The 13545-nt window shown below is 70.2% G+C and carries 13 protein-coding genes; 2 read left to right on the top strand and 11 right to left on the bottom strand.

Annotation, left to right across the window (positions count from 1 at the left end):
• From FAF44_RS47290 to FAF44_RS47255, 8 genes are all read right to left on the bottom strand, one after another.
• On the bottom strand, positions 1–900 hold a 900-nt coding region (locus FAF44_RS47290), incomplete at its 3' end, for a serine hydrolase (RefSeq protein WP_237110010.1).
• Between the two features lie 150 nt (positions 901–1050).
• Positions 1051–1908 (bottom strand): alpha/beta hydrolase, encoded by an 858-nt coding sequence (locus FAF44_RS47285; RefSeq protein WP_237110009.1) that lies wholly within the window; start codon positions 1906–1908, stop codon positions 1051–1053.
• 15 nt (positions 1909–1923) lie between these two features.
• Positions 1924–3318, bottom strand: coding sequence for an FAD-binding oxidoreductase (locus FAF44_RS47280; protein ID WP_237110008.1), 1395 nt, complete (start codon positions 3316–3318; stop codon positions 1924–1926).
• A 159-nt stretch (positions 3319–3477) separates the two neighbouring features.
• On the bottom strand, positions 3478–4287 hold the full coding sequence (locus FAF44_RS47275; RefSeq protein WP_237110007.1) for an ABC transporter permease: 810 nt from the start codon (positions 4285–4287) through the stop codon (positions 3478–3480).
• Complete coding sequence (locus FAF44_RS47270) at positions 4284–5135, bottom strand: ABC transporter permease (protein ID WP_237110006.1); 852 nt, start codon at positions 5133–5135, stop codon at positions 4284–4286. Before FAF44_RS47270 ends, FAF44_RS47275 begins: the two co-directional genes overlap by 4 nt.
• 2 nt (positions 5136–5137) lie before the next feature.
• Positions 5138–6340: a spermidine/putrescine ABC transporter substrate-binding protein gene (locus tag FAF44_RS47265; protein WP_237110005.1), complete on the bottom strand. Its 1203-nt coding sequence runs from the start codon at positions 6338–6340 to the stop codon at positions 5138–5140.
• A gap of 20 nt (positions 6341–6360) precedes the next feature.
• A complete protein-coding gene (locus FAF44_RS47260) occupies positions 6361–7428 on the bottom strand; it encodes an ABC transporter ATP-binding protein (protein WP_237110004.1) in 1068 nt (355 codons plus the stop codon).
• A 21-nt stretch (positions 7429–7449) separates the two neighbouring features.
• Entirely contained in the window at positions 7450–8883 is a 1434-nt protein-coding gene (locus FAF44_RS47255; protein WP_237110003.1) for a gamma-aminobutyraldehyde dehydrogenase, read from the bottom strand.
• A 202-nt stretch (positions 8884–9085) separates the two neighbouring features.
• Between FAF44_RS47255 and FAF44_RS47250 the strand changes: the two genes are divergently transcribed.
• A complete protein-coding gene (locus tag FAF44_RS47250) occupies positions 9086–9580 on the top strand; it encodes an Lrp/AsnC family transcriptional regulator (RefSeq protein WP_237110002.1) in 495 nt (164 codons plus the stop codon).
• Here FAF44_RS47250 and FAF44_RS47245 read toward each other — a convergent pair.
• Genes FAF44_RS47245 through speB form a run of 3 tightly spaced genes read right to left on the bottom strand, consistent with a single transcriptional unit; the run spans position 9577 to position 12673 of the window.
• Positions 9577–10212 (bottom strand): cyclase family protein, encoded by a 636-nt coding sequence (locus FAF44_RS47245; protein ID WP_308193517.1) that lies wholly within the window; start codon positions 10210–10212, stop codon positions 9577–9579. The two genes, FAF44_RS47250 and FAF44_RS47245, sit on opposite strands and share 4 nt — an antisense overlap.
• Positions 10209–11726, bottom strand: a complete 1518-nt coding sequence (locus FAF44_RS47240; protein WP_237110001.1) for a cytosine permease — start codon at positions 11724–11726, stop codon at positions 10209–10211. The genes FAF44_RS47245 and FAF44_RS47240 overlap by 4 nt, the downstream gene beginning before the upstream one ends.
• Positions 11723–12673: an agmatinase gene (speB, locus tag FAF44_RS47235; protein ID WP_237110000.1), complete on the bottom strand. Its 951-nt coding sequence runs from the start codon at positions 12671–12673 to the stop codon at positions 11723–11725. Before speB ends, FAF44_RS47240 begins: the two co-directional genes overlap by 4 nt.
• A 51-nt stretch (positions 12674–12724) precedes the next feature.
• Here speB and FAF44_RS47230 point away from each other — a divergent pair.
• Positions 12725–13545: PucR family transcriptional regulator ligand-binding domain-containing protein (locus FAF44_RS47230; RefSeq protein ID WP_237109999.1), on the top strand; the 821-nt coding region annotated here is incomplete at its 3' end.

Genomic DNA, 13545 nt, shown 5'->3' with positions numbered 1-13545 from the left:
GATGATCGGGGCCCGGCTCGGGGAGAGCTCCCCGAGCCGGGCCCCGATCATCCGGGCGACCTCCTCGACGGTCTCGATGGCCGTCGCCTGACTCGGCTGCCCGTCCGTCTGCACCGACAGCAGCAGGTCCCGCCCCGGCCCCTCGACCCGGCCGTAACTCGTCACCGCCCACGAGACCTGGGCCTGCGGCTGCGGCGTCCACCCGTTCTTGAGCGCCACCCGATCGCCGGGCCGGGCGGCGGCGCTGACGCCCCAGGACTGCTCCTGCCCCATCCGCCCCATCAGCCCGAGCACCATCCCGCGATCGGCGGCGGTCAGCCCGCCGCCGCCCTTGACCAGCGTCCTCAGCAGGCGGATGCGGTCGGCGGGGCTGGTGGTGGTGCCGCCCCAGAAGATGCCCGGCCCCGGCGTGCTCTCGCTCAGCCCGAGCCCGGCGTAGAAGCCGCTCAGGCCCGTCTCGCCGCCCAGCAGTGACCACAGCGTGTCGGCGGCCAGGTTGTCGCGCTCCAGGATCATGCGGGTGGCCAGACCCCGTTCCTCGCCCGCGAGGCGGGAGTCGCGGGCGGCGAGCAGCGCGGCGAGGATGTCCACCTTGGCGCCGCCGGCGGTGATCACGTCCTGGTCGTGCTCGCCCCGTCCGAGCCTGACCTTGGTGGCCAGGTCGCGCGCCCCGTAGATGACCCGGCCCGGCCGGCCGCGCAGGTACTGGGCGAGGTCGCGTTCGAGCCGGACCCGCGCCACGCGGGTGCGCCGGTGGTCGCGAAAGGTCAGGACGCACCGCGCCACCTCGACCGGCGCCCGCACCGCGACGGGCGCCTCCGGCGCCGGCGCGTCCCCGCAACCGGCGACGCATCCGGCCGCGATCACCAGACCGGGCCAGGCCATCCACTTCGCACGCACGTGGCAACCCCCGTGATCTCGTCGGGGGGCGTCTCGATCATGCCCGGCCCGGCGGTCCGTGCCCGGCACGCCGGGCCCGTTCCTGGCCAGACCTTCAGCGCGACCTTGCCCGAACCAAAGACGCCGGCCCTCGAACAGCAGGCGCCCGGCTCAGAGGTGCTCGGTCAGGAAGCGGGCGGTGGCGTCCACGGCCTGGGTGACGTACGGCTCGCGGTCGTAGAGGTCGGTGTGCCGCCCGGCGTCCACCCAGACGAGCTCCTTCGGCTGGTCGAGCCGCTTGAAGACCTCCTCGGCCCCCTCGGGCGAGCAGACCCGGTCCACGATCCCGTGCACGATCAGCGCGGGCTTCGGCGACAGGAAGTCGCTGCCCGTCATGTTGTCCGTGGTGAGCAGTTCCAGCACGGAGGCCCTGGTCACCTCGCCCGACCAGAGCGGGGACGCGCCGCGTCCAGTGCCGTAGTACGCGTGCAACTCCGCGCCCGGCAGCGCGGCCTCCCCCTGCTCGGCCACGGCGGGCAGGTACTCGACGGGCCCGCCCCGGTCCTGCCGCTCCAGCGCCTCCAGGTAGGGCGCGCGATCCACGCCGCGCGTCGCGTAGGGGTTGGCGTAGCCCCCGGCGATGCCGGCGAACGCCTTCACCCGGGGGTCGAAGGCGGCGAACCTCAGCGCGTATCCCGCGCCGAGGCAGATGCCGACCGCCCCGATCCGCTCCGGGTCGATCCCGGCCCTCGACCGCAGGAACGACACCGCCGCCCGCAGGTCGTGCAGCTTGCCCTGCGGATCCTCGTGGCAGCGCGGCGTGCCCTCGGACTCACCCCAGTTCCGGTGGTCGAAGGCCAGCGTGGCATACCCGCGCTCGGCCAGCCGGGCCGCGTACAGCCCCGTGACCTGGTCGCGCACCCCGGTGAACGGACCCGTGAACACCAGCCCCGGCCACGGCCCCACGCCGTCCGGCACCCGCAGGTCGCCGGTCAGCGTGAGACCGTCGGCATCGAACTCGACTCTCATGCACACCAGTGTGAGCTACGAGTCGAATCCCAGCCCCATCCGGTCGAGCGCGCGCAGCCAGAGGTTGCGCCTGCCCTCGTGCTGGTCGGCCTGGGCGATCGACCAGCGGGTGAACTGGATCACCCCCGAACGCACCGGCTCGGGCGGGAAGGGGATCGGCTTCTCCTTCACCATCCGCAGCTCGGTCCGCTCGGTGGGCTTGCCCGACAGCAGGTCGAGCATGACGTTCGCGCCGAACCGGGTGGCCCCGACGCCCATGCCGGTGTAGCCGGTGGCGTAGACCAGCCGTCCGCCGTGCGCCTGCCCGTAGAAGGCGCTGAACCGGCTGCAGGTGTCGATCACGCCGCCCCACCTGTGGCTGAAGCGCACCTCGCCGAGTTGCGGGAAGGTGTCGTAGAAGTGCCGCGCCAGCTTGACGAACGTCTCGTCGCGCTGGTCGTACTCCGGTTTGACCAGACCGCCGTTGTAGTAGACGGCGTCGTAGCCGCCCCACAGGATCCGGTTGTCGTCGGTCAGCCGGTAGTAGTGGAACTGGTTGCCCGAGTCGCCCACTCCCTGCCTGTTGCGCCAGCCGACCGTGTCGAGCTGGGCCGCGGTCAGCGGCTCGGTCATCAGCGCGTAGTCGTACACCGGGACCACGAAGTGCTTGAGCCGCCGCAGCAGCGGCGGGAACACTCCGGTGCCCAGCGCCACGTGACGGGCGCCCACCTCGCCGTACGGCGTGCGCAGGGTGATCGTCGTGCCGTCGTCGCTCATCGAGCGGACCGGGGTGCGCTCGTGGACGCGCACGCCGAGGCGCAGGCACGCCGCGCGCAGCCCCCACGCCAGCCGCGCCGGGTCGAGCATGGCGCAGCCGCTGCGCTCCCAGAGCCCGCCCAGGTAGGTCGGCGAGTTCACCTCGGCCCGCACCTGCGCCTCGTCCAGCGGCCGGTAGTCGAGGCCCAGGTCGGAGATGAGGCCGAGGTGCTCGTTGAGCGCGTCGAGCTGCCACGGCTCGGTGGCCACGTGCAGCTCTCCGGTGCGTTCGAACGAGCAGTCGACGCCGTAGCGCTCCAGCGTGCGTTCGATCTCGTCGAGGTTGCCGACGCCCATGCGTTCGAGCCGGTCGATCTCCTCCGGCCACCGCTCCAGCCCGTTGGCCAGGCCGTGGGTGAGGGTCGCCATGCAGAATCCGCCGTTGCGGCCGGTGGCCGCCCAGCCGATCCGGCGGCCTTCGAGCAGGACGACGTCCAGCGAGGGGTCGCGTTCCTTGGCCATCAGGGCGGTCCACAGCCCTGAGAAGCCGCCGCCGACGACCACCAGGTCGGCGGTGGTGTTTCCGGTGAGCCGCGCCTGCGGCTCGGGCCTGGCCGGGTTGTCCAGCCAGTACGGCTTGCGCTCCGCGTCAGCCAGCGCCTTCAGCGGATCCACAAATCCCACTTCCCTACGAAAGTCTGAGTTCTGAAATTGCGGGACCAAATAGGTGATCACGCGCGGGTTCCCCCCGCCGGAATCCGATCTCGCCTCCCTGTTCTTGGCCAGGCCGGAGCACCCTGCGCGACCTGCGGAGGGGCTGTTACGGAAATGTTCTCAGGCGCGGCGGCGGGCCGCGACCGCGTTGCCGACGGCGATCAGCACCCCGACTCCGAAGATCAGCGTACCCATGACGTTGACCTGCGCCGGGACGCCGGTCTTGACCGCGCCGACGATCCACAGCGGGAAGGTCACCGTCGAGCCGTTGACGAAGCTCGTCACCACGTAGTCGTCGATGGACAGCGCGAACGCCAGCATACCGCCCGCCAGCACGCCGGGCATGATCGCCGGCAGCGTCACCTGGCGGAAGGTGCCCCAGGCGGTCGCCCCGAGGTCCCTGGCGGCCTCCTCCAGCGACGGGTCCAGCGTGACGATCCTGGCCCGTACCGTGACCACCACGAACGACAGCGAGAACAGCACGTGGGCGACGACGATGGTGACCGCGCCGCGCGGCACGTTCCCCGAGACGAACAGCGACAGCAGCGACGCGCCCATGACCAGTTCGGGCGTGGAGATGGCGGCGAAGATCAGGAAGTTCGTCACGCTCTTGCCGCGGAAGCGGTGCCGGCCCAGCGCCAGCCCCAGCATGGTGCCGACCACGACCGTGAGGGCCGTGCTCACCAGGGCGATCACCAGTGAGTTGAGCAGCGCCGTGGTCAGGTCGGACAGTTCGAACAGCTCGGCGTACCAGCGCAGGGTGAAGCCCTGCCAGGTGGTGTTGGACTTGCTCTGCTTGTCGTTGAAGCCGAACATGATCATCACGGCGATCGGCGACGACAGCCAGATGATGATCAGCCACGTGTACAGGTGCAGCAGCCGGTCCCCGGCCCTGGCGCGGCGCGTGCCGACGGGTCGCTCACCGCTCATCGGGCCGCCGCCTCCAGCACGTTCTCCGTCCCGAGCGCCCGCGCGTAGACGAAGATCCCGACCAGCAGCACCGCCATCAGCGTGAACGACAGCGCCGAGGCGGTCGGGTAGTCGAGGTTGGTCAGGTACTCGGTCTGGATGATGTTGCCGATCATCGTGTTCGACCGGCCGCCGAGGATGGCCGCGTTGATCGGGTCGGCCGTGGCCGGGACGAACGTCATCAGCACCCCGGCGAACACCCCGGGCAGCGACAGCGGCAGCACCACCCGCCGGAAGGCCGCCGCGCGGGTGGCGTACAGGTCGTGGGCCGCCTCCACCACGCGCGGGTCCACCCGCTCCAGCGCCACGTAGATCGGCAGGATCATGAACGGCAGGAAGTTGTAGGTCAGCCCGCCGACCACGGCGAACGTGGTGGCCAGCACGTGGAAGTCGTCGGGCAGCAGCCCCCAGTCCTTCAGCGTGCCGAACAGGATGCCGTTGTCCGACAGCAGGAAGTTCCACGAGATCGTCCGCAGCACGAACGAGACGAAGAACGGCAGCAGGAGCAGGAACAGGAACATCGACTTGCGGGCCCCGGCCTTGAAGGCGATGAAGTACGCCACCGGGTACCCGATCACCAGCATGGCCACGGTGGCGAGCGCGCCGTAGAGCAGCGAGCGCGCGAGTTGCGTGCTGTAGCGGCCGATCGCGTCGCTGTAGTTGGAGAAGCTGAAGGTCATGGCGAAGCCGTCGATCGCGTTGCCGGTCTGCAGCGACACCGACGCCATCGCGACCATGGGCACGACCAGGAAGATCGCCAGCCACATCCAGCTCGGCAGCGCGAGCAGGTAGGGGGTGAGCCGCCGCATCGTCAGGCCTGGGTGACGGACTGGAAGATCGGGTTGAACACCTGCTCCTGCTGGGTGGTGAGCCGGGTGTAGCTGCGCAGCTTGGCGTAGTCGGCCTCGGTGGGGAACATGAGCGCGCTGGCGATCATGTCGTCGAGGGTCTTCTTCTCCTCGCCCTTGGCGGCCTTGGCCTTCTCGCGCAACAGGTCCTGGACGGCCGGGACGGGGGTGACGAACTGGATGAACTCATCCAGCTCGGCGGCCACGGCCGGCTGGTAGAGGTAGTCCATCAGCATGAGGGCGTCCACCGGGTTGGCCGCGCCCTTGGGGATGAGCATGTTGTCGGTCCAGATCGTGCCGCCCTCGGCGGGCACCACGAACCTCACCGGCTCCCCGGCGAGCTGCCGCTGGAACACGTCGCCGGACCAGGCCATGGTCAGCCAGACGTCGCCCTTGGCCACGGCGTCGATATACGACTGATCATAATATTTCCGCACAATTCCGGCGTCGCTCTGCGCCTTCAGCTTCTCGCCGGCCTTACGCCAGTCCGCCTCGGTGGACTTCTCCGGGTCGATCCCCAGCGCGAACATGCCGAAGTTGGCGATCTCCTGGGCGTCGGCCATCATCCCGACCCGGCCCTTGTACTTCGGGTCGAACAGCGACTCGATGCTGGTGATCTCCTCCTTGACGAACTCGGTGTTGTACGCGATGCCCGTCACCCCCGAGGTGTACGGAACCGTGTACTTGCTCCCGGGGTCGTAGGCACGCTCCTTGTACTTCTGACCGGCGTTGGCCTGGAAGTTCGGCAGCTTGGAGTGGTCGAGCGGCACCGCGTAGCCCAGCTCGATCATGTGCTGGAGCTGGATGCCGTTCGTCATGACGACGATGTCGTAACCCAGCGACTGCCCGGCGCGCAGCACGGGATCGACCTTGCCGAAGAACTCGGCGTTCTCCTGGATGACCTCTTTGTACTCGTACGCGATGCCGGTGTCCTGCTTGAACTTCTCCAGCGGGCCCTTGTCCTCCGGCATGTACTCGGGCCAGTTGGCGAAGACGACCTTGCCGTTCTTCTTCTGACCGGCCCAGAAGTCGGCGACGGCGTCGGCCTTCGGCGGGGCGGCCTTCTGCCCCTGCACGCCACAGGCGGCCAGGGCGAGGCCGGCGGCGGAGTAGCCGGCGATCCTGAAGACGTCACGACGGGTACGGGGCTGGGTCATTCCACGCATGAGGGGGTTCATGAGGTGCGTCAACTTCCAATCACATACGAGTGCTGCGCCCGCCACGACAGCCATACGGAGTCGCCCCGCTCCGCCGTGGCCGTGGCATCGTGCACATTCTGCTGGAAAACGGTGATCTCGGCCCCGTCAGCGAGACTCACCGCATAGCTGTTGTACGTCCCCAGATAGACCACTTCGGCCACGGTGCCCCGCACGGCGCTGCAGTCGCGCGCGGGCTCGTCCGTCCCGATGGTGATCTTCTCGGGCCGCACGGTCACCGTCACGTCGCCGTCGTGGCCCGGGACCAGCACCCGGCCGCCGCCGATCGCCAGCTCGCCGCCGGTCGCGGACCCGGAGAGCAGGTTGGAGGTGCCGATGAAGCCGGCCACGAAGGCGGACGCAGGCCGCTCGTAGATCTCGCGCGGCCCGGCGAGCTGTTCGACCACGCCGTCGTTCATGACGGCGATGCGGTCGCTCATGGTCAGCGCCTCGCCCTGGTCGTGCGTGACGTACACGAACGTGATGCCGACCTCGCGCTGGATGCGCTTCAGCTCGATCTGCATGGCCTGGCGCAGCTTGAGGTCGAGCGCGCCGAGCGGCTCGTCAAGCAGCAGCGCGCGCGGCCGGTTGACCAGGGCCCTGGCCAGCGCCACCCGCTGCTGCTGGCCGCCGGAGAGCTGACGCGGCATACGCCTGCCCCGCTCGGCGAGATCGACGATCTCCAGCATCTCGCCGACCCGCCGGTCGATCTCCTCCTTCGGTGTCCTGCGCTGCCTGAGCCCGAAGGCCACGTTGTCCCAGACGCTCAGGTGCGGGAAGAGCGCGTAGGACTGGAAGACCATGTTGATGTCTCGTTTGTTCGGCGGGACGCCCGTGACGTCCTGCCCGTGCAGTCGCACCACGCCCTTCGTGGGCGCCTCGAAGCCCGCGATCATCCGCATGGTGGTGGTCTTGCCGCACCCGGACGGTCCGAGGAGGGAGAAGAACTCCCCCTCCTCGATGCCCAGTGTCACGCCTCTGACCGCCTGGACGACCTCGCCATGCGAGTGATACTCCTTGACGACGTCCTCAAGCTCAATCGCGCTCAGCCCGGTCATTTCCAGGTCTTGTCCTCGCTGCTATTCGCCGATGTAGTGCATGACGTGCTTGACCCGGGTGTAGTCGTGCAGACCGAACACCGACAGGTCCTTGCCGTACCCGGAGTGCTTGAAGCCGCCGTGCGGCATCTCCGAGACGAACGGGATGTGCGTGTTGACCCAGACCACACCGAAGTCGAGCCGGTTCGACATGCGCATGGCGCGGCCGTGGTCGGAGGTCCAGACCGAGCCGCTCAGGCCGTAGCGCACGTCGTTGGCCTTGGCCAGGGCGTCGGCCTCGTCGGTGAACGTCTGCACGGTGATCACGGGGCCGAAGACCTCGTTCTGCACCATCTCGTCGTCCTGACGCAGCCCGTCCACGATGGTCGGGGCGAAGAAGTAGCCCTGCTCGCCCACACGGTGGCCGCCGGTGAGGACCTTGGCGTGCGCCGGGGTCCGGTCGAGGAAGCCCTGCACCCTGGAGAGCTGGCCGGCGTTGTTCAGCGGGCCGTAGAGGGCGTCCTCGTCGTCCAGGCCGCCGGTGACCGTCGCGGCGGCGGCCTCGGCGAGCGCGGCCACGAACTCGTCGTGCACGCTCTCCTGGACGAGCACCCGGCAGGCGGCCGTGCAGTCCTGGCCGGCGTTGTAGAGGCCGGCGGTGGCGATGTCGGCGGCGGCCCTGCGCAGGTCCTTGACGTCCTCGAACACCACGACCGGCGCCTTGCCGCCGAGTTCCAGGTGCACCCGCTTGAGGTCGTCGGCGGCGCTCCTGGCCACCGACATGCCCGCGCCGACGGAGCCGGTGATGGCCACCATGGCGGCGCTCGGGTGGCTGACGACCAGGGCGCCGCTCTCGCGGTCGCCGGTGACGACGTTGAAGACGCCCGGGGGCAGCACCTCGCCGAGGATCTCGGCCAGCTTGAGCGTGGAGACGGGCGTCGTGTCGGACGGCTTGAGCACGATCGTGTTGCCGGCCGCCAGCGCCGGGGCGATCTTCCAGACCGCCATCATCATCGGGTAGTTCCACGGCGTCACCTGGCCGACCACGCCGATCGGCTCATGCCTGATGACGCTGGTGTGCTCGGCCAGGAACTCGCCGGCCGTGGGGCCCTCCAGCGTGCGCGCGGCGCCCGCGAAGAAGCGGAAGTGGTCGGCGGCGACCGGCGTCTCGTCCTCGGCCATGCGGGCGCGGGGCTTGCCGGTGTTGCGGCACTCGGCCTCGTTGATCTCGTCGGCTCGGGCCTCGATGGCGTCGGCGACCTTGAGCAGCAGGCCGGCTCGCTCACCTGGGGTGGTACGACCCCACGACTCGAACGCGGCGGACGCGGCGGCGAAGGCGGCGTCGATGTCCTCCGGACCCGACACGGGCGCCTGGACATAAGCCTCGCCTGTGCACGGATCGATGATGTCGGAGTATCGGCCGCTCTTGGCGTCCACGAACCCACCGTTGATGAAGTTCTGCAGACGGGTGGTCAACGTGACGACCTCCTCAAGAGGTGGCTGAGATGCCGCGACTCTGACAGAGCAGTGACATCCGGACAAGGGATTTCGTGGTGAAGATATCAAATTGCTACGAATTCGCTTGACAGACCGCGAAGAACTGAAAGCATGTCGCACCAGGACGGCAACCCGGCGGGAACGCCTCCGTAACGCCGGACCGGTAGGAGGAATCCGCTCGATGACGACGCCCCCGCGCGTGCGCAGGAACAGTGCGAACCACGGCGGCCCTGTGGTCCTCGACGATCTGTCCAAACAGATCATCGAGCAGCTCCAGGCCGACGGGCGCAAGCCGTACGCGGCGATCGGGAAGGCGGTCGGCCTGTCCGAGGCCGCGGTGCGCCAGCGTGTGCAGCGCCTCCAGGACGCCGGCGTGATGCAGATCGTGGCGGTCACCGACCCGCTCACGCTCGGCTTCCCCCGGCAGGCCATGATCGGCGTCAACTGCGAGGGCGACCTGGAGCGGGTCGCCGACGAGCTGGCGAACATCGAGGAGATCGACTACGTCGTCCTGACCGCGGGCTCCTTCGACGTGATCGTCGAGGTGGTCTGCGAGGGCGACGGGCACCTGCTGGAGATCCTCAGCAAGATCCGCGCCATCCCCGCCGTCCGGGCCACCGAGTCGTTCGTCTACCTGAAGCTGCGCAAGCAGACCTACTCCTGGGGCACCCGCTAGCCGCCGGCCGCCCACGGCCCCACCCGGGCGACGGCCCGCACGGGCGAGCCGTCGGCCCCCTCGATCCGCAACGGGAACATGAACACCTCGATCGGCCGGTCACCGGCCGCCAGCAGGCGATCGAGGCCCGTCAGGTTCTCCGCGACGAGCGCGTGCGCGCGCAGCAGCCGCTCGTGCGCGGGGAAGTCGTCGGCGGGCGTCGGATCCACGCTCAGCGCGTCGATGCCCACCGTGCGCACCCCCCGCTCGACCAGCAGCGACGCGGCCTCCGGGCTGAGATAGGGGTGGTCGAGGCTCCCCCAGGGCCATCCGGTGGCGACCAGCACGATCACCCCGGCCCCGGCGTCCGCGAAGAGCTCGGGGCCGATGGCCGAGCGTGGCGCGAGCCCCCGCGCGTCCACGACGACGGCCGGTCCGTGGAACCGCTCCAGCGGCAGCCGGTCCAGCGTGGGCAGCGAGTCGTCGATGTGGGAGGGGGCGTCCACGTGGGTGCCCGAGTGGGAGCCCAGGCGCAGGCTCAGCACGTTCACGCCGTCGCGGGCCACGGTCAGCGCCGGGTCGATCGAGATCTCGGGATCGCCCGGGTAGACGGGCATCCCGGTGCCGATCGGCACGGACAGGTCGACGATCACGTGACCGCCCCTGCGGGCGCGTCCACGATCGGCAGGACGGGTGTGTCGGCCGAGCGGACCAGGCGCGGCCCGGCGGGGCCGTACACCTCGCGCGGTTCGGGGAAGAGCGCCAGCAGCGCCAGGTAGAGCAGCCCGGCCACGGCCAGCCCGACCGGGAGCGAGACGTCGATCCCGCCGGCCAGGTCGCCGAGCGGGCCGACGAACTGCCCCGGCAGGTTGACGAACGACAGCGCCAGCCCGGCCGAGACCAGCCAGGCGCTCAGCCCGCGCCAGTTCCAGCCGTGGGTGAACCAGTAGCGCCCGCCGCGCTGGCGGCGGTTGAACACCTGCAGCGCCTCCGGGTCGTACCAGCCACGCCGGGTCACGTAGCCGAGCATCATGATCACCATCCAGGGCGCCGTACACGTGATGATCAGTGTGGCGAACGTCGAGATGCTCTGCGTGAGGTTCGCCGCGAAACGCCCGACGAAGATGAACACGATCGACAGCACGCCGATGAACACCGTGGCCTGGACCCGGGAGAAGCGCGGGAAGACGCTGGAGAAGTCCAGGCCGGTGCCGTACAGGGAGGTCGTGCCGGTGGACATGCCGCCGATCAGCGCGATGAGGCAGACGGGCACGAAGTACCAGCCGGGCGAGACGGCCAGCAGGCCGCCGACGTAGTTGGGGGCGGCGGGGTCCACGTACGCGGCGGCCTTGGCCGCGATGATCGAGGCGGTGGTCAGGCCGAACAGGAACGGCAGGATCGTGGCGATCTGCGACAGGAACGCCGCCGCCATCACCTTCCTGCGCGGGGTGCTCGCCGGGATGTAGCGGGACCAGTCGCCTAGGAACGCGCCGAACGAGACCGGGTTCGACAGCACGATCAGCGCCGCGCCGATGAACGACGGCCAGAACAGCGGGTCACCCGGCAGCACCGCGCCGGCGTACGACGGGTCGAAGTCGCCGGCGAAGGCGAACACCCCCAGCACGAACAGCAGCGACGCCGCCGCGACCGCGATCTTGTTCACGAACAGCATGAACCGGAAGCCGTACACGCAGACCACCAGCACCAGGACGGCGAACAGCCCGTACGCGACCGCGTACGACAGGTTCGTGTCCGGCAGCCCGGCCAGCCGGTGCGCGCCGCCCACGAGCGCGTCCCCCGACGACCACACCGAGATCGAGAAGAACGCGATCGCGGTCAGCAGCGACAGGAACGAGCCCACGACCCGGCCGTGCACGCCGAGGTGCGCGGAGGAGGAGACGGCGTTGTTGGTGCCGTTGAGCGGCCCGAACAGCGACAGCGGCGCGAGGATCAGCGCCCCCGCCACCAGCCCGAGCACGGTGGCGGCCAGGCCGTGCCAGAACGACAGGCCGAACAGGATGGGGAAGGCGCCGAGCACGCACGTCGCGAACGTGTTGGCGCCGCCGAAGGCGACCCGGAACAGGTCGAGGGGGCGGGCGGTGCGGTCGGCGTCGGGGATGCGCTCGACGCCGTACGTCTCGATCTCGGTGAGGGAGCCGCTGCTCATGTCTTCTCCTGGAGCGCCAGCAGGCTGACGAGGTCGTAGGCCACGTGGGAGGCGGCGATCGAGGTGATCTCCGCGTGGTCGTAGGCCGGGGCCACCTCGACCACGTCGGCCCCGATCAGGTTGAGCCCGGCCAGGCCGCGCAGGATCTCCAGCAGTTCCCTGCTGGTCAGCCCGCCGGCCTCGGGGGTGCCGGTGCCGGGGGCGTGCGCGGGGTCGAGCACGTCGATGTCGACGGACAGGTACAGCGGCCGGTCGCCGACCCGCTGCCGCAGCAGGTCGATCACCTCGTCGAGGCCGCGCCGCAGGACGTCGGCCGCGGTCACGATGCCGAAGCCGAGCCGCCGGTCCTCCTCCAGGTCCCGTTTGCCGTAGAGGGAGCCGCGGATCCCGACGTGGCTGAGCGCCTCGGTGTCGAGGATGCCCTCCTCGGCGGCCCGCCGGAACGGGGTGCCGTGAGTGTACTCGGCCCCGAAGTAGGTGTCCCACGTGTCGAGGTGCGCGTCGAAGTGCACCAATGCCACGGGGCCGTGCTTGCGTGCCGCCGATCGCAGCAGCGGCAGCGCGATCGTGTGGTCGCCGCCGATGGTGACCAGCTTGGCGTCCAGTTCGCCGGCCGCGCCCTCGATGGTCTCGATGGCGGCCCCGATGTCGAACGGGTTGACCGCGATGTCCCCGGCGTCGGCGACCTGGAACCGCTCGAACGGGGACACGTCCAGCCCGGGGTGGTAGGGCCGCAGCAGCCGGGACGCCTCCCGCACCGCCGCGGGCCCGAACCGGGCTCCGGGCCGGTAGGAGACGCCCGTGTCGAAGGGCACGCCCACCACGGCCACGTCCGCCCGCGGCACCTGGTCGAGGCGCGGCAGGCGGGCGAAGGTGGCGGGACCCGCGAATCGCGGGACCTTGCTGGAGTCGACGGGGCCGAAATTCATGCGGTCAGTGTTCGTCATGCCTCTGACCTGCGGCAATTGTAGTCACCACGAAGTATTACGGTGTGTGTTGTGGCTGAGCACAAACTGACCGTGGAGGATCTTCTCCGCTCCCCCGCCCTCCAGCTCCGCGTGCTGGCGGGCGAGACGGGGCTGTCCCGCTCGGTCTCGTGGGCGCACGTGAGCGAGCTGGACGACCCGACGCCGTGGCTGCTCGGCGCCGAGGTGATCATGACGACCGGCATCGGCGTGCCCCGCACGGCCGCCAGGCAGCGGGCCTACCTGGAGCGCCTCGACGACGCCGGCGTGGCGGCCCTCGCCCTGTCGGCCCAGCTCCACGTGCCGCCGCTGCACCCGGTCTTCTTCGAGACGGCGCGCGAGCGCGGCATGCCGGTGCTGGAGGTGCCGCTCGCGGTCCCGTTCATCGCGATCGCGCAGGAGGTCGCGGCGGCGCTCCAGGAGGACGCCAGCCACCGGCTGGGCGCCCAGCTCCAGGTGTTCGGGGCGCTGCGCTGGCTGGCCGCCGAGGACCTCGACACGGCCACGCTCTTCAAACGCCTGGAACGCCTGTCCGGCTACGACGTCTACCTGTGCACCCGCTCCGGCCGGCCCCTGCTGCCCGGCGTGCCCGTGCCGTCACTGGACGTGTTGCCCACCGCGCCCGACGCGCCGCCCACGATCCCCGGCGGCTTCGTCGTGCCCGTCTCGGCCCCCGGCGGCCCGGCGGGTCACCTGGTGGCCTTCGAACGCGAGGGCGCCAGGCCCGCCGGCCTGGCCGTGGTGCAGCACATCGCCACGGTGGCCGCGCTCCAGGTGGCGATGATCAGGCACGAGCGCGAGACGCTGCGCAGAGAGGGCGCCGAGACGCTGGCCGAGTTGCTCCAGGATGGAGG

The sequence above is a fragment of the Nonomuraea sp. MG754425 genome, assembly GCF_021699195.1.
In the GTDB taxonomy this organism is placed as follows: Bacteria; Actinomycetota; Actinomycetes; order Streptosporangiales; family Streptosporangiaceae; genus Nonomuraea.
The sequence above is the reverse complement of the archived record's forward strand: the minus strand, read 5'-3'. Positions and strand labels throughout refer to the sequence as shown.

Coding starts and splice junctions, on each gene's coding strand:
- FAF44_RS47250 (WP_237110002.1), top strand. CDS start 9,086: ATGACGACGCCCCCGCGCGTGCGCAGGAACAGTGCGAACCACGGCGGC.
- FAF44_RS47270 (WP_237110006.1), bottom strand. CDS start 5,135: ATGCGGCGGCTCACCCCCTACCTGCTCGCGCTGCCGAGCTGGATGTGG.
- speB (WP_237110000.1), bottom strand. CDS start 12,673: ATGACGAACACTGACCGCATGAATTTCGGCCCCGTCGACTCCAGCAAG.
- FAF44_RS47275 (WP_237110007.1), bottom strand. CDS start 4,287: ATGAGCGGTGAGCGACCCGTCGGCACGCGCCGCGCCAGGGCCGGGGAC.
- FAF44_RS47265 (WP_237110005.1), bottom strand. CDS start 6,340: ATGCGTGGAATGACCCAGCCCCGTACCCGTCGTGACGTCTTCAGGATC.
- FAF44_RS47285 (WP_237110009.1), bottom strand. CDS start 1,908: ATGAGAGTCGAGTTCGATGCCGACGGTCTCACGCTGACCGGCGACCTG.
- FAF44_RS47260 (WP_237110004.1), bottom strand. CDS start 7,428: ATGACCGGGCTGAGCGCGATTGAGCTTGAGGACGTCGTCAAGGAGTAT.
- FAF44_RS47240 (WP_237110001.1), bottom strand. CDS start 11,726: ATGAGCAGCGGCTCCCTCACCGAGATCGAGACGTACGGCGTCGAGCGC.